The sequence below is a fragment of the Dongia sp. agr-C8 genome, from assembly GCF_054658695.1.
In genome coordinates this window covers 242,671-258,531 of record NZ_BAAGHZ010000005.1, presented here as the reverse complement: position 1 = coordinate 258,531, position 15,861 = coordinate 242,671, and the positions used below count along the sequence as shown (strand labels likewise).

Sequence of the window (15,861 nt, the reverse complement as noted above, 5' to 3'; positions counted from 1 at the left end):
TCGGTCGATCTCCTTTGATGTGGGAAGCTCCACATAAAGGCGCCCGACTCTACGCAACAGTGAGCAAGCTCACCAAGCTCACAGCAGGTCCTGCAGCATCGCGATCAGCGGCTTGTCGGCCGGCGGCATCGGGTAATCGCCGAGCTTCAACGGCCGCACCCAGGCGAGGGTCTGGCCCTCGCGTGGCCGCATCGCCCCCTTCCAGCGCCGGCAGACATAGAGCGGCATCAGCAGATGAAATTTCTCGTAGCGATGCGAGGCGAAGGTGAAGGGGGCGAGGCAGGCCTCCGTCACATCGATATCGATTTCTTCCTTGAGTTCGCGGATCAGCGCCGCTTCGGGGCTCTCGCCCGGATGGATCTTGCCGCCGGGAAATTCCCAGAGCCCGGCCATCGGCTTGCCTTCGGGACGTTGCGCCAGCAGCACGCGACCGTCCGCGTCGACCAGGGCGACGGCAACGACGGTCAGGATCGGCAGGCCGGGCTCGGTCATCAGACGGTGGTCGCCTGCGCCGCCGCCCATTGCGCGCGCGTCAATTTGCGGAGGATCACCGGCAGGGGATGGCCGCGGACGTCGGACGGCCGCTCGCCGGCGCCGACGATGACGAAGCCGTTCTTCTCCATCACGCGATGCGAGGCATCGTTGTTCGGCACCGCGGCGCCCCAGATCTCCGGCAGGTTGAGATCGAGGAAGCCGAAGCGCACCAGCCGGCCCACGGCTTCCGTGGCGTAGCCCTGGCCCCAATGGCGCCTGCCGAGCCAGTAGCCGAACTCCAGGCCCCCCTCGGCAGCCTCGGGCCCAGCTTCGGCGGGCTGCAGGCCGATGCAGCCGATCAGCCGCCGGTCGCTGTTCCGCTCGATGGCGAAGGCAACTTCCTCATCCGGCACCTGGCTGCCGGACCATGCCTGCCAGCGCTTCTGCTGGCTGGCGATGAAATCCTCGGCCATGGCGCGGTCATAGGGAAACGGGATCGAGGTCGTGTAGCGCACGACGTCCCAGTCGTTGACCTGTTCGGCAATCGCGGGGGCGTCGGCCGGATGGAGCGGCCGCAGGCGCAGCCGCTCGGTCGTCAGCTCAACTGCGATAGTCGGCATTGATCTCGATGTAGCGGTGGGTGAGGTCGCAGGTCCAGACCCGCGCCTTGGCCGTCCCCACGCCGACATCGACCTCGATCCGGATGTCGCGGCCCTTGATGTGCTTGGCGACCGGCGCCTCGTCGTAATCGGCGACCCGCTGGCCCTTGGCGGCGATCAGCACGCCGCCGATCTTGATCGCGAGCTTGTCGCGCTCGGCCTTCTCGCCGGCCTTGCCGACCGCCATCACGATCCGGCCCCAGTTCGCGTCCTCGCCGGCGATTGCGGTCTTCACCAGCGGCGAGTTGGCGATCGAGAGGCCGATGCGCCGCGCCGCGCCGGCGCTGGCGGCGCCGGTCACGTCGATGGTCACCAGCTTCTCCGCGCCCTCGCCGTCCATCACCACCTGAACCGCGAGATCGGTCAGCAATGAATCGAGCGCGGCGCGGAATTCCTTCAGCAGCGGATCGCCGGCGGATTTCGGCTTCGGGTTCTTGGCCTGGCCGGTGGCCGCCAGCAGCAGCGTGTCGCTGGTCGAGGTGTCGCCATCGACGGTGATGCAGTTGAACGACTTGTCGGCCCCCTTGGCGAGCAGGGTCTGCAGGATGTCGGCCGGCAGCTTCGCATCGGTCGCGACGAAGGCCAGCATGGTCGCCATGTCCGGCGCGATCATGCCGGAGCCCTTGCAGATGCCGTTCAGGGTGACGGTCACGCCGCCGATCTTCGCCTCGCGGGAGGCGAGCTTGGGAAAGGTATCCGTCGTCATGATCGCCGCAGCCGCTTCCGCCCAGGCGTCGGCCTTCAGCGCGGCCTTGAGCGCGGGGAGGTTGGCGGTGATCTTATCGGCCGGCAGCGGCTCGCCGATCACGCCGGTCGAGGCGACGAAGATCTCGCCTTTTCTGCAGCCCAGGGTCTTCGCCGCGGCATCGACGCAGGCCTCGGCGGCCTGCTTGCCGAGCTTGCCGGTGAAGGCGTTGGCATTGCCGGCATTGACCAGGATCGCCCGCGCCTTGCCGGCTTTGAGATGCTTGCGGCAGAGATCGACCGCGGCGGAGGGGGAGAGCGACTTGGTGAGCACGCCGGCGATGGTCGAGCCGGGGGCAAGCTCCATCAGCATGACGTCGGGGCGCCCCTTGTAGCGGATGTTGCATTCGCGGATGGCAAGGCGCACGCCGTCGATCGCCGACAGTTGCGGCGCATGGGTCGGCGCCAACGGCGAGACCTTGTGGCTCATCTCACTTCCCCCGAAATGCGCGTGCCTTCCGTCGCGGAAGGCACGCGGTGCTCTGGCGTCGTCTAGCCTATTGCGGCTGGTTGCTGGGCGCCAACGGCAGTTTGTACTCTTCCTTGCCGTATTCGACCTTGGCCGCCTTGATCAGGTCCTCGACCTCGGTGTGGATCACTTCCTGGGTCTTGGCCTGGCGCAGATCGTCCTTGCGCTGCTCGAACGGCGCCGGGGTCTGCATCCGCGAATCGGTGATCTTGATGATGTGCCAGCCGAATTGGCTCTTAACAGGAACCTTGCTGACATCGCCGCGCTGCATGGCAAAGGCGGCGTCGGAGAATTCCTTCACCATGGTGCCCTTGGTGAACCAGCTGAGGTCGCCGCCCTGCTCGCCGCTGCCCTTGTCGATCGACTTCTCCTTGGCCAGCGTCGCGAAGTCGGCGCCGCCTTCGAGCTGCTTGATGATCTCCTTGGCCTCCTCCTCGGTCTTCACCAGGATGTGGCTGGCGCGGATCTCGATCTGCGGCGGATTCTCGGCGAGGGCGGCGTCGTAAGCCTGCTTGAGCGAATCCTCGGTGACCCGCTCGCTCACGATCTTCTGGATGTAGACCCGGCTGATCGCGTCTTCCTCGGCCTGCTTCACGATGCGCTTTACCTCGGGATCGTCGGCCAGGCCCTGTTCGCGGCCCTTGGCCTCGACCAGCCGGATCCCGATCAGACGGTTCAGCAGCTGCGGGAACAGCTTGTCGATCTGCGCCTGGTACTGCGGCGGCAGGTCGGACGCGGAATCCAGCACGTCCTGGCGGGTGATCGGCGTGCCGTTGATCGTCGCCACCACCTCCGCGGGATCGGCCGGTGCGGGGGCCGGCGCGCCGTTGGCGGTCGGCATCGGGGTGCCGTCCGGCGCGGCCTCGGCCGGCGCCGCGGGCGTCTCGGTCGCGGGCGCCTGGGCGTCCGGCGCGGGGGGCGTGGTTTCCGTATTGGTGGTGTTGGTGGTGGCGTCCTGGGCGCCCGCCGGGCCGCCGCTCAGAACCAATCCAGCAGTCGAGAAGGCAACGGCGCCGGCAAGCAGAGCGGCGCGAAACGACACATTTGGCATTAGCCGGGATCTTTCCTGGTTCCGGGGTTCGCGGGTCCGGCCTCTGCTTCCAACTCCCAGATCGAGGCCGAAAGGCGGCGTTTTGCGCCGCAAACGGGCGGCATCATGCCGAACCGCCCCACCCGATACAAGCGGAAACCCGGGCAAAGTATCCAAGCGAATCAAAGCAAATCGATGAGATTCCCGTGACTTCCTGCTCCGTTGACAGGGGGTCCGGGGGGACCTATCTGTTGCCCACCTATAAAGCCGGAAATCAAAGGTTTTTTGAACATGTTCGCGGCGCTTGCCAAGCGGGTCTTCGGATCCGCCAACGACCGTTTCATCAAGTCTCTCAATTCGACGGTCGCGGCGATCAACGCGCTGGAGCCGGAAGTCCAGAAGCTGGACGACGAAGCCCTGAAGGCCCGCACCGCCTGGCTGCGCGACCGCCTGGCGAAAGGCGAGACGCTGGACGACATCCTGCCGGATGCGTTTGCGACGGTGCGCGAGGCGGCGGTCCGCACCCTCGGCCAGCGGCACTTCGACGTGCAGATGAAAGGCGGCGTCGTCCTCCACCAGGGCAAGATCGCCGAGATGAAGACCGGCGAAGGCAAGACCCTGGTCGCGACGCTCCCGGTCTACCTCAACGCGATCGAAGGCAAGGGTGTCCACGTCGTTACCGTCAACGACTACTTGGCCAAGCGCGACTCCGAATGGATGGGGCAGATCTACCGCTTCCTCGGCCTGACCGTCGGCGTGATCGTGCACGGCCTCAACGACGCGCAGCGCCGCGAGGCCTATGCCTGCGACATCACCTACGGCACCAACCACGAGTTCGGCTTCGACTACCTCCGCGACAACATGAAGTTCCGCCTGGAGGACATGACCCAGCGGCCGTTCAACTACGGCATCGTGGACGAGGTCGATTCGATCCTGATCGACGAGGCGCGCACCCCGCTCATCATCTCCGGCCCGACCGAGGATAACTCGGAGCTCTACAACAAGGTCGATAAGCTGATGGCGCATCTGAAACCCAGCGACTTCGAGAAGGACGAGAAGTCGCGCCATGTCGCCTTCACCGAGGAAGGCACCGAGCATATCGAGCAGCTCCTGAAGGGCGTCGGCCTCTTGAAGCAGGGCGCGCTCTACGACATCTCGAACATCGCGCTGGTGCACCACGCCAACCAGGCGCTGCGCGCGCATACCTTGTTCAGCCGCGATGTCGACTACGTGGTGAAGGACAACAAGGTCGTCATCATCGACGAGTTCACCGGCCGCATGATGGAAGGCCGGCGCTATTCCGAGGGCCTGCACCAGGCGCTCGAGGCCAAGGAAGGCGTCGAGATCCAGAACGAGAACCAGACCCTGGCCTCGATCACCTATCAGAACTACTTCCGCCTGTTCCCCAAGCTCTCCGGCATGACCGGCACGGCGATGACCGAGGCGCCGGAATTCTCCGAGATCTACGGCCTCGACGTGATCGAGATCCCGACCAACAAGCCGGTCAGCCGCGAGGACGAGGAAGACGAGGTCTACCGCAGCGCCCGCGAGAAGTACGACGCGATCATCGAGGAGATCAAGAAGGCGCGCGAGCGCGGCCAGCCGGTCCTGGTCGGCACGGTCTCGATCGAGAAGTCGGAACTGCTGTCGTCGCTGCTGAAGCAGAAGGGCATCCCGCATTCGGTGCTGAACGCCCGCTACCACGAGCAGGAGGCGCATATCATTGCCGAGGCCGGCGTGCCCGGCATGGTGACGGTCGCGACCAACATGGCCGGCCGCGGCACCGACATCCAGTTGGGCGGCAACCTGCAGATGCGGGTCGAGCGCGAGACCGCGGGGATGACCGACGTCGCGGCGATCCAGGCGAAGATCGCCGAGATCAAGGCCGACATCGCCGCCAAGCGCGAGCAGGTGCTGAAGGCCGGCGAGGTCCTGGTCATCGACGCCGCCAAGAACAAGACCGAGACCTTCCCGGGCGGGCTGTTCATCATCGGCACCGAGCGGCACGAGAGCCGGCGCATCGACAACCAGCTGCGCGGCCGCTCCGGCCGCCAGGGCGATCCCGGCCGCTCGAAGTTCTATCTCTCGCTGGAAGACGACCTGATGCGGATCTTCGCCCCGGCGCGCATGGACAGCATGCTGCAGCGCCTGGGCCTCAAGGAAGGCGAGGCGATCGTACATCCCTGGGTCTCGAAGGCGCTGGAAAAGGCCCAGCAGAAGGTCGAGGCGCGCAACTTCGACATCCGTAAGAACCTGCTGAAGTTCGACAACGTGATGAACGATCAGCGCAAGGTGATCTACGAGCAGCGCCGCGAGCTGATGGCCGCCGAGGACTTGAAGGAAGAGATCGCGACCATGCGGAAGGAGACGGTGGATTCGCTGATCTCCGCGCATATCCCGGAGAAGGCTTTCGCCGAGCAATGGGATGCCGCCGGGCTGCATGAGGAGGTGCTGCGCATCTTCGGCATCGATCTTCCGGTGGTCGAATGGGCCAAGGAAGAGGGCATCGCCGACGAGGCGATCCGCGAGCGGGTGATGGACGCGGTCGACCGCAAGATGGCCGAGAAGGCCGCCAACATCGGCCCCGAGGTGATGCGCTCGATCGAGAAGTCGCTGCTGCTGCAGCTCCTGGACCAGAACTGGAAGGAGCATCTGCTGTCGCTCGACCATCTGCGCCACGGCATCGGCCTGCGCGCCTATGGTCAGCGCGATCCGTTGAACGAGTACAAGCGCGAAGCCTTCGAGATGTTCGAGGCGATGCTGGATCGCCTGCGCGAGCAGATCACCACCTTGCTCGCCCATGTCGAGATCCGGGCCCAGGAGCCGGCCCCACCGCCGGCCGTCACGGCAGCGCCCGCGTCCGCGCCACAGGGCGGCGGCGCGCGCCAGGTGATTGCGCAGGGTGCGGGCGCCACCAACGGCGCGTCGCGGACCAAGGCCGACCTGCCGGCGGGGGTCGATCCCAACAACCCGGCGACCTGGCCGCAGCTCGGCCGCAACGCCGAATGCCCCTGCGGCTCCGGCAAGAAATACAAGCACTGCCACGGCCGCCTGACCGCCTAGCTCGTCCGACCGCCCGGCCCAGGGCGCATAGTCCGTTTGCATTATTGCCTCGCCACCGGACCTGCCCCTGACTAGGGGCGGGAATGCAGGTCGGGGAGGTTGAGATGCGCGGGTTCGCGGGCGGAATGCGCCGGACGACGACTTTGGTTCCTGCCTTGGCGCTGCTGTTCTTTGCCTGGATGTCCCAGGCTGCAATGTCCGACCAGATCCCGGACTTCGACATCACCGCCGACGAGTTCGACGACACCATCGCCTTCACCCCGGCTGACGACGCCGACCCGGCCATGCCGCCGCTCGAGGTGCACGAGGTCGACGCGGCCGCGGCCACGGCCGCCGGCGCCACCAAGGTGATCGACGGCGAGGCGTGGCTCGATGCGGACGACTACGAGCGCAACGACATGCTGAATGAGATCCAGGATACGATGCCGGACGGCACCGACCTGGTCATCGATGTCTCCACCGGCGACATCTGGCAGGTTCCGCTGCCCGATGGCGCGCTGCTGCCGGATGCGTTCCGTCCCTGGACCGACGCGGAATACTACTGGCTGGACGAGGGCTGGGATCCGCCGCGCCGGACCTGGAGCCCGCTCACGCGCCAGCGCTTCGCGGCACTGGTCGCCCTCAGGCAGGGACTGGAAGAACTCCGCTATCTCCACAGCTTCGGCGCGGTCGGCCACCAGGAGATCCGGAGCCTGCAGGGCTTCCAGGTGGCGCTGATGGCGACCTGGCTCCGGGAGACGCCGGTGCAGCGTTACCTGCGGCTGGTGATGCTGCACAATTATTTCTCGCGGCTCCCGCAGTTCCAAGGCGCGGAGAATCGGCTCATCTTCGCGCTCATGGTGCCGGAGGGCGCGCTCTTTGCGATACCCTACTTCCAATACCGCTACATGCTCGCCCGCAGCGGCATCCAGCCCTGGTCGCTCTACGACATGGCCATGCTGCCGGTCGTACTGACGATCATGGACCGGCAGATCCGAGGCGACCGGCTGGTGGTCGGCCCGCTGAGGGACCCCTAGGCGCTCTTCAGCGTGGCCTGCAGCGCCTTGAGCGTCGCATGCAGCGCATCGTCGCGTATGCGCGGCAGCAGCGCCGCCAGCGTCTCGTCCGGCGCGCCGTTCGGATCGGGCATCGCTCCGGCCACGGCGCCGAGCCGCCACAGCGCGTAGTCGATGAGCGCCTGGCGCTCCGGCGGCAAGGCTCGGCGCAGCGCGGCGAGCGCGGCGGCGATTTCGGGCTCCGTGGCGAAGCCGGCATAGACGGCATCGGCTTCATCGAGGGCGCAGACCTTCGATGCGCGCTCCGGGTCCTCGCGGTTGTGCATGCCGGTCTCGGTGACGATCGCCGCCATCGGGATGTCGTGCGGCTGGGGATGGATGGTGGCGATGCGGAACATGCCAAAACCGACGCCGATCGCCGCGGCCGCGTCGCCGAGCTGCGCCAGCGTCCGGTCGAAAAATCCACCGCCATAGCCGAGCCGGTAGCCGGCCGGATCATAGCCGACGATCGGTGCGATCAAGGTCCTGGGTTGGACTTCGGTCGGATCGGCCGGTACCGGAATGTCCCAGAAGCCGCGCTCCATCCTGGCGCCACGGGTCCAGCGCCGGAAGCTGAGCGGCGCGCCGAGCTTGATGCAGACCGGCAGGCAGACTTCGACTCCCGCCGCGTCCAGTTCGCGCATCAAGGTTTTGAGGTCGGGCTCCGCCTTGATCGGCCAATAGAAGGAGACCGGCGCCGGCCGATCCCTGAGCACCGGCCGCAGGCGCTCGATCAGCCGGGACGAAAGCTCCTCCCGGACCGCCACCGACATCGCCGCGCGTGCCGCCAGCAGCTTCTGGCGCGCCTCGCGACGCCAGGCCTTGACCGCAGCCCCGGTCATCCGGCGCGGGCCGGCGCGATCTTCGCGGCACTGCCGCGGAGCGTCGCGATCGCTTCCGCCATGATCCGTTCGACGATTTCGCCCGCCGGCAGGGAGGCGGTCACCCGCGCCACGCCATCACCGGCATAGAGCGCCATCGCTTCCAGGTCGCCCGTGGTTCGGCGCAATGGCGAGTTCGTGTCATGGCGGTGGACCGGTGCGCCATCGTCATGACCGATGATCTCGCGTGGCATCTGGTCCGGATCATAGCCCCAGAGTTTGTCGCCGGCGGCTTCGGTTTGGCTGTTCTTCAAGACCCGAACCGGGGCGCCCTTCGGCCAGTTGATGACGAAGAGATCGGTGTGCACCGTGGCATCGGGGCCGGCCTCGATCAGGCGCTGCTTGTGATAGTCGTGGGCGAAGGATTCGACGCTGGCGAGGAAGGCGGTGCCGCAATGGATGCCGTCGGCGCCCAAGGCGAGCGCCGCCGCCAGGCCGCGGCCGTCGACAATGCCGCCGGAAGCGGCGACCGGGACGTCCACCGCGTCCGCGACTTCGGGCAGCAGCACCGAAAGCCCGCGGCGGCCCCAGACATGGCCGCCCGCCTCGACGCCCTGCACAATGATCACGTCGGCGCCGGCATCCTCCGCCTTTACGGCATCCGCCACCGATCCCACCTGGTAGAGCACCAGGCAGCCGGCGCGCTTCGCCTTGGCGACGGCTTGGGCATCGACGTCCCAGAAGAAGCACATCGCCGGCACCCCGGCGTCGAAACAGGCCGCCAGCTCGTCCTCGAGCAACTTGGGTGCGGTGCAGGCGGGAATGAGGTTGACGCCGAAGGCGCGGTTGGTGCGCTGCCGGACCGCGGCGATCTCGCGCGCGATCAGGGCCGGGGATTCCCGCACCATGCCGAGGAGCCCGAATCCGCCGGCCTGCGAGACGGCGGCGGCCAGCTCGGAGCGCGCCGGCCCGCCCATCCCCGCCGAAATGATCGGATGGCGGCAGCCCAGCCGCGCGGTCAGCGGGGTGACGATGGTTTCCGTGGCCTCATCCATGGTGCCGCATCTCCTGGCTCATCTCCTGTCGTTCGGGGCATAGTATCGCATAGCGATCAATCCGATAGCCTCGCTGCGCCGTCGAATAGTCCGTTTGCATTATTGAACCATGCCGGGCTCCGGCGTGAAGTCCAGGGTGGGGACGGGTCGAACGGAGGCAAAGATGCAAATCGGGGCACGGTTACTCTTGGTGTCACTCCTGCTCGCATGGTCCGGCGGGCCGAGCTGGTCCGACGACGATCCGCCGCAGCCCACCCAGGACGAGGTCCGCGCCAACACGCGGATGGCCATGGCGCCGGACCAGACCGAGCCGGCACAGCCGCCGCAACCGATCCACCCGCTCAGCAAGGCCCAGCGCAAGGAGCTCAAGGACGAGCATCGGGTCTACAGCGGCAAGGACTGGAAGGCCATCACCCCGGAGCAGCGCGACGCCGTCATGCGGGGCCTCCGGGAGCGCAACGCGCCCGGCTCGATCTTCCTGATCGATGTCCGCACCGGCGACATCTACAAGTTCGATCCGCTCCCGCCCACCGAAGACCGGACCAAGACCGAGGCGCAGCGGCTGTCGGAGATCTACGGAGTGCCGATCCGTTATTTCGACATGACCGTGGACCTCGTGAAGCTCCCGGTTTCGGTCGGCAGCAACAGCTCGGCGCAGACCGACCGCAGCGTCGATGCCGTGCTGCGCGGTGCTGCGTTCAAATTCTGAGATCCGCGGGCAATTTCGGGAGGCGAGATGATGCAGGGCAGAGTCCTTAAGGCTTTCGGCCTGATCTCGGTGATGATCCTGACGCAGGCCTTCGCATGCGCCGATCCCCGGGGGCAATCCAATGCCCGGATCATCCGCTATGACCTGACCGCCGAGGAACGGGTCATCGATCCGCTGACCGGCGAAACGGTCATCACATCGCATTGGGAATACGAGGACGGCTACAAGACCACGACCGTCAAGCGCATACCGCGCGGCAACGAGGTGCGCCGATGGGACCGGGCGCGTCCAGAGCCGCGGGTCACCGATTGAGATCGGCGGGTCCCGCCGATGATTAACGGGGTATTCCTGCCGGAGCGCTTCGACCCATTGACAGGTCCCTGTCCGAAGGACCACGCTTCAGCTGGGGCGGTTGTCGTCTATGTCGGTGGGACTCGGCATGGAACAGGCACACGCGGTGGAGGACCTGGTCGGCGGCATCTACGATGCGGCGGCCGATCCGGAACTGTGGTCGCATGCGATCGGACGGATCGTGGAGGCCACCGGTTGTCGCACCGGTGTTTTCTACGAGCACGACGTCGTGACCCATCAGTCGCAGCCACTCGGTTTCCACCAGTTCAACACCGAGTTCATGCGCGACTACGTCGCGCATTACGGTGCGCTCGATCCCTGGAACGCGCGTGTGATGCAATGGCCGGTCGGCGTCGCCGCGCCGACCTACATGCTGATGCCCGAGGATGAGTTCCGCCGCACCGAGTTCTACCAGGATTATCTGCGCCGCACCGGCGTGTTCTACGGCCTCGGCGGCTTGGTCGAGCGAGCCGACGGTCGGATCGCGGTGTTCGGCGTGCAGCGCGGCTACGAAGACGGCCGGTTCCCCCAGGAAACGGTCGCGCTCGTCGGCGCCCTGATGCCGCATCTGAAGCGCGCCTATCGTCTGCACAGCGCGATCGGCCGGGCGCGCCGCGACCGCGAAACTTTCGAGGAGACGTTGCGGGTGGTCCCGCAAGCCGTGCTGATCGTCGATCGCGACGCCAGGCTGGTCTTCGCCAATGACGCGGCCGAGCGCATGCTGAAGGCGGGCGACGGCATCCGACTGAGTGCCGGGCGTCTCTCCGCCGCGCATCGCGACGACCGGGCCGCCTTTGCAACCTTGCTGAACCCGCTGGGCGCCCTGGTAGAGGCCGGCGCGGTCGCCGCCCTGCGACGTCCGGCCAGCCGCCGTCCGCTGCTGGTCCAGGCGGTGCCGCTGCGGATCAACGGCCGCTGGGATCCCGCCGGGCGGATCGTGCTGCTGATCGACGTCGATTCGCCCGCGCATCCTTCGCCCGACCGCCTCGCCGCGCTCTACGGGCTGACCGCGGCCGAAGCCCGGCTCTGGGCCGATCTCGCGACCGGCGCGACGCTGGCCGAGATCGCCCGCCGCCGGCAGGTCAGCGTCAACACCTTGCGGGTCCAACTCGCGCGGCTGTTCGACAAGGTCGGCGTGCACCGCCAGGCCGACCTGGTGCGCCGTGCCATGGAACTGCGCGGGCGGGAGCCGGAGCGATGACGAGTGGCGCGGACCTGATCGGCGGCATCTACGACGCCGCGACCGAGCCGGCGCTCTGGAGCGACGTGATGTTGCGGCTGGTGCGCAAGACCGGCGCCCGCAGCGGCATCTTCTACGACCACCACAACGTGACCCGGCAGTCGCGCATCCTCGGGATGGAAGGCTTTGAGGAGCACACGCTGCTACGCTATGAGCAGTATTACGGCGCGCTCGACCCTTGGCACAAGGCCGGGCTCTCCTGGCCGGTCGGCTCGGTCGCGCAGACCCCCGCGCTGATCCCCGACAGCGAGTTGAAGCGCACCGAGTTCTACCAGGATCATCTCAGGCCGCAGAAGCTGTTCTACGCGATGGGCGGCCCGGTCGAGCGGACGCACAGCCATATGGCGGTGTTCGGCATCCAGGGCAGCTACGAGAACGGCTTCTTCTCGCCCGAGATCCAGGCGCTGGTGACCGCGCTGGCGCCGCATTTCCGCCGCGCCTACCGGATGCAGGAAGCGCTCGACAGCGTGCGGCGCGAGGGCATGGCGTTCGAGACGGTGCTGCATTTGTTGCGGCAGCCGGTGCTGGTGGTGGACCGCGAGGCCCGGCTCAGCTTCACCAACGCGGCGGGTGAGCAGCTGCTGCGCGAGGCAACGCTGCTGCGGCTCGCCGGCGGCCGTCTGCGCGCCGCGCATCGCGCCGATGTCGCGGCATTCGCCGCGGCGTTGGCACCCGAAGGCGCGGTCGGTCCTGGCAGCCTCGCTCTCCGCCGTGCCGGCGCCAAGGCGCCGGTCATCGTCCGGGTCATGCCGCTGCGCCGGCCGAACCGCGCCGAGTGGTCGGGCCGCATCGCGCTGATGGTGGAGCTGCCGCCGCCGCCGCGCGGCCTCGACACCTGGGCCGCCGCCTTTCGCCTCTCCCCGGCGGAGACCCGGCTTTGGGCAGCCCTCACCGTCGGCCGGCGGCTGATCGAGATCGCCGACGAATCCGGCGTCAGCGTGAACACGCTGCGGGTCCAGCTGCGCACCCTGTTCCAGAAGACCGGCGTGCACCGCCAGGCGGATCTCCTGCGCCTGGCGCTCGGAGCCTGCGCGCCTGAGGAGGATTCAGGCGCGAGCGGGCGCCGGGGCGATGAAGGATCTGATGCCTGTAAAACGTAGTTTCTAGGCCGGGATGCCTGATATCTTGCGGTAAACAGCCTGTGTGTCCGTGTTTTTTGCGTGACGGACGTCACACCCCACCGAACCTCTCATCATGCGGGACAAACCGTCTCATTCTTGAGGCGACGTTCTCCAGGAAGCCGAGAGCTTCTTGAACAGGAGAGAACCATGGCCTTGAACAGCAACACGGACCCCACGGACAACACGCGCGATTACGACCTCAACCTGATGGGGTGGTATCGAACTTTCTACGGCTACCAGACTGGTGGAGCGGGGGCCGACACCCTGGTCGGCAGCATCTATGCCGACAAGCTGAACGGCGGTGCCGGCGATGACACCCTGGCCGGCGGCAACGGCAACGACTGGCTGAATGGCGGCGCCGGGAAGGACATCCTGGTCGGCGGCATCGGCCATGATGTGGCGAGCTACATCGACTCGCCGGACGGCGTCTTCATCGATCTCGGCACCGGCGCGACCGGCGACAACGCACCAGGGAATGTCGCGGTGGCGGACAGCGTCGGCGATATCCTTTCGGAGATCGAGCAGATCAACGGTTCGCGCTACGCCGACAAGATCGTCGGCAACGCCGACGTCAACACCTTCTTCGGCTATGACGGCGCCGACAAGCTGTATGGCGGCGCGGGCAACGACAAGCTCTACGGCATGGACGGCGCCGACATTCTCAGCGGCGACGCCGGTGACGACGATCTGAACGGCGGCCTGGGCAACGATACGCTCTGGGGTGGTGGAGACCAGGACACGCTCCACGGCGGGGCCGGCAACGACCATCTCAACGGCGAAAGCGGTTCCGACACCATCTATGGCGAAGCCGGCGACGACACCATCAACGGCGGTTACAGCGGCGATTTCCTGCACGGCGGCACCGGCAACGACACGATCTACGGCGGCAATGACTCCAACCAGGATCCCTTTGCCGGCGACACGATCTATGGCGAAGCCGGCGACGATTTCCTGTACGGCGAGGAAGGCTACGATGTGATCTACGGCGGGACCGGCAACGACACCATCTACGGCGGTGAGAGCTCCGATTCGCTCTATGGCGACGACGGCGACGATGTCATCTACTCCGATGGCGGTGTTCTCATCGGCGGCGCCGGCAACGACGAACTCCACGGCGGCAGCGGGATCGATGTTTACGACGTCTTCGACTTCTACGGAGACCTCGACGAAGGCGACGACAAGGTCTTCGGCTTCGATGTCGAGCGGGACGAGATCCGGATCATCATATCCGACCCCAACGACATCTCGCTCGACCACTCCGCGGAAGGCTGGCTGCAGCTCGAGTTCGAGAGCGGCACCTCGGTGACCTTCGTCGGCAATCAGCAACTGGCCGACGTGAAGGACTTCAACCAGCTCGTCGCCACCGCCGACGTCACGATCATCTGAGGCGGTCCGACACCGGGCGGCGGGGAGGGCAACCTCCTCGCCGCCCGTGGCTATTGGGGCGCCGCGGCGAGCGTCCGATCCGAATCCTACATTTTCCGGTCCTCCGCCCGAAAATCCTGAAATTCGCCGGTCCGACGCCGCGTTTCCCCGTCTTTTTGCGTGAGCTGGGTCACTCCGGCCCGGTTTCCCCGGCATTTGAGCCAAACCCGCCCCGACCGGCCGGCGACAGATCTCCTGAACGACGACAACGCAACCTTTCGAGACAGGAGAACATCATGGCCTTGCTCAATTTCGACCCGAAGCTCGCCCAGCAGATCCTCGACTTGACGCTGATGGGCTACTACCGCACTTTCGCCGTCACCAAGACCGGCGACGCCGGCGCGAACACGCTCTACGGCAGCAACCTCGACGACAAGCTTGAGGGTGGCGCCGGCGATGACACGCTGAAGGGCGGCAGCGGCAATGATTGGCTTTCCGGCGGCGCCGGCAAGGACGTGCTGGACGGCGGTGCCGATGGCCAGGACGTCGCCAGCTACATCGACTCCCCCGACGCGGTCTACGTCGACCTCGGCAGCGGCCATACCGGCGACAACAACGCCCTCAACAACGTCGAGGCCGACAGCGTCGGCGACACGCTGATCGACATCGAGGAGGTCAACGGCTCGCTTTACAACGACCTGCTGGTCGGCAACGACGAGGCGAACCAGTTCTACGGTTACGACGGCAACGACGAGCTCCATGGCAAGGGCGGCAGCGACGCGCTGCTCGGCATGGGCGGCGACGACAAGATCTTCGGCGGCACCGGCCTGGACTACATCAACGGCGCCGCCGGCGTGGACACCATCCACGGCGAGGAAGACTCCGACACGATCGACGGCGGCGCCGGCAACGACTACCTGCATGGCGAGACCGGCGTCGATACCATCAACGGCGGCACCGGCGACGACATGATCTGGGGCGGCGACCAGACCGACTATCTCTACGGCAACTGGGGCATCGACAGCATCTACGGCGGCGAAGGCGGGGATAAGATCTACGGCGAGGGCGACAAGGACTGGCTCCGCGGCGAAGCCGGCAACGACTCGCTCTATGGCGGCACCGGCAATGACGACCTCGGCGGCGGTGCGAACGATGACTACCTGAGCGGCAAAGAAGGCGACGACGAGCTCCGCGGCGATGCCGGCAACGACACCTATAACGGCGGGGCCGGCGACGACATCCTGAAGGGCGACGGCACCGCGCTCAACACCAAGGACATCTTCCAGTTCGACGTGTTCGGCGATAACGGCGACGACATCGTGCTCGACTTCGACCGCAAGAACGACGTGATCGATCTTTCGGGTGTCGCCAAGAACAGCGACGATGTCACCGTCGCCCACACCCAGGAAGGCTGGCTGCAGCTGAACTTCGAGGGTGGCGGCCAGGTGGTGTTCGAGGGCAACGCGGACTTGGCCACGGTCACCAACATGACTCACCTGAATATCCTGGCGAACGTGCAGTACGCCGACGGCATGGCTTGAGCGCACAGGCCGGCGGTGGAAGGCGGCGGGGCAGGTACCAGCGCCCCGCCGCTGCTTTTTTGCCCGCCGATCCTTTCCGCGTGACCACCGTCACAGCGCCGGGCATTCGGTTCCGCAGCGCCGAACCTCGCTGCCCTGCCGCGGCGACCCCTCTCAGGAACCTGCAACTTTCCTGACGGGAGACT

The 15,861-nt window shown here is 66.7% G+C and carries 14 protein-coding genes; 8 read left to right on the top strand and 6 right to left on the bottom strand.

The window, feature by feature from the left end; all coding sequences use genetic code 11:
• Positions 1 to 78: 78 nt before the first annotated feature.
• From ACYQ4T_RS25535 to ACYQ4T_RS25520, 4 genes are all read right to left on the bottom strand, one after another.
• Positions 79 to 492 (bottom strand): (deoxy)nucleoside triphosphate pyrophosphohydrolase, encoded by a 414-nt coding sequence (locus ACYQ4T_RS25535; protein ID WP_459859453.1) that lies wholly within the window; start codon positions 490 to 492, stop codon positions 79 to 81.
• Positions 492 to 1,094, bottom strand: a complete 603-nt coding sequence (locus tag ACYQ4T_RS25530; RefSeq protein WP_459859452.1) for a GNAT family N-acetyltransferase — start codon at positions 1,092 to 1,094, stop codon at positions 492 to 494. The genes ACYQ4T_RS25535 and ACYQ4T_RS25530 overlap by 1 nt, the downstream gene beginning before the upstream one ends.
• Positions 1,075 to 2,307, bottom strand: a complete 1,233-nt coding sequence (argJ, locus tag ACYQ4T_RS25525) for a bifunctional glutamate N-acetyltransferase/amino-acid acetyltransferase ArgJ (RefSeq protein ID WP_459859451.1) — start codon at positions 2,305 to 2,307, stop codon at positions 1,075 to 1,077. The genes ACYQ4T_RS25530 and argJ overlap by 20 nt, the downstream gene beginning before the upstream one ends.
• A 67-nt stretch (positions 2,308 to 2,374) precedes the next feature.
• Positions 2,375 to 3,397: a peptidylprolyl isomerase gene (locus ACYQ4T_RS25520; RefSeq protein ID WP_459859450.1), complete on the bottom strand. Its 1,023-nt coding sequence runs from the start codon at positions 3,395 to 3,397 to the stop codon at positions 2,375 to 2,377.
• 270 nt (positions 3,398 to 3,667) lie between these two features.
• Between ACYQ4T_RS25520 and secA the strand changes: the two genes are divergently transcribed.
• Together secA and ACYQ4T_RS25510 are read left to right on the top strand one after the other, a co-directional pair.
• Positions 3,668 to 6,439, top strand: coding sequence for a preprotein translocase subunit SecA (secA, locus tag ACYQ4T_RS25515; protein ID WP_459859449.1), 2,772 nt, complete (start codon positions 3,668 to 3,670; stop codon positions 6,437 to 6,439).
• A 104-nt stretch (positions 6,440 to 6,543) separates the two neighbouring features.
• Positions 6,544 to 7,455: a hypothetical protein gene (locus tag ACYQ4T_RS25510; protein WP_459859448.1), complete on the top strand. Its 912-nt coding sequence runs from the start codon at positions 6,544 to 6,546 to the stop codon at positions 7,453 to 7,455.
• Here ACYQ4T_RS25510 and ACYQ4T_RS25505 read toward each other — a convergent pair.
• On the bottom strand, positions 7,452 to 8,315 hold the full coding sequence (locus ACYQ4T_RS25505; protein WP_459859447.1) for a 5-formyltetrahydrofolate cyclo-ligase: 864 nt from the start codon (positions 8,313 to 8,315) through the stop codon (positions 7,452 to 7,454). The genes ACYQ4T_RS25510 and ACYQ4T_RS25505 overlap by 4 nt on opposite strands.
• On the bottom strand, positions 8,312 to 9,349 hold the full coding sequence (locus ACYQ4T_RS25500) for an NAD(P)H-dependent flavin oxidoreductase (RefSeq protein WP_459859446.1): 1,038 nt from the start codon (positions 9,347 to 9,349) through the stop codon (positions 8,312 to 8,314). Before ACYQ4T_RS25500 ends, ACYQ4T_RS25505 begins: the two co-directional genes overlap by 4 nt.
• Before the next feature lie 190 nt (positions 9,350 to 9,539).
• Between ACYQ4T_RS25500 and ACYQ4T_RS25495 the strand changes: the two genes are divergently transcribed.
• The 6 genes from ACYQ4T_RS25495 to ACYQ4T_RS25470 all read left to right on the top strand — a co-directional run bounded on the left by ACYQ4T_RS25495 (position 9,540) and on the right by ACYQ4T_RS25470 (position 15,676).
• Positions 9,540 to 10,058 carry a hypothetical protein gene (locus tag ACYQ4T_RS25495; protein WP_459859444.1) on the top strand — a complete coding sequence of 173 codons (519 nt, stop codon included), beginning with the start codon at positions 9,540 to 9,542 and terminating at the stop codon, positions 10,056 to 10,058.
• A gap of 27 nt (positions 10,059 to 10,085) precedes the next feature.
• A complete protein-coding gene (locus tag ACYQ4T_RS25490; RefSeq protein WP_459859443.1) occupies positions 10,086 to 10,370 on the top strand; it encodes a hypothetical protein in 285 nt (94 codons plus the stop codon).
• A gap of 127 nt (positions 10,371 to 10,497) precedes the next feature.
• Complete coding sequence (locus ACYQ4T_RS25485; RefSeq protein ID WP_459859442.1) at positions 10,498 to 11,610, top strand: helix-turn-helix transcriptional regulator; 1,113 nt, start codon at positions 10,498 to 10,500, stop codon at positions 11,608 to 11,610.
• The gene (locus ACYQ4T_RS25480) at positions 11,607 to 12,749 is read left to right on the top strand and encodes a helix-turn-helix transcriptional regulator (RefSeq protein WP_459859441.1); all 1,143 of its coding nucleotides are present in this window, start codon (positions 11,607 to 11,609) and stop codon (positions 12,747 to 12,749) included. The genes ACYQ4T_RS25485 and ACYQ4T_RS25480 overlap by 4 nt, the downstream gene beginning before the upstream one ends.
• A gap of 168 nt (positions 12,750 to 12,917) precedes the next feature.
• Positions 12,918 to 14,156, top strand: coding sequence for a calcium-binding protein (locus tag ACYQ4T_RS25475; RefSeq protein WP_459859440.1), 1,239 nt, complete (start codon positions 12,918 to 12,920; stop codon positions 14,154 to 14,156).
• A 275-nt stretch (positions 14,157 to 14,431) separates the two neighbouring features.
• Positions 14,432 to 15,676 carry a calcium-binding protein gene (locus ACYQ4T_RS25470; RefSeq protein WP_459859439.1) on the top strand — a complete coding sequence of 415 codons (1,245 nt, stop codon included), beginning with the start codon at positions 14,432 to 14,434 and terminating at the stop codon, positions 15,674 to 15,676.
• Positions 15,677 to 15,861 lie beyond the last annotated feature (185 nt).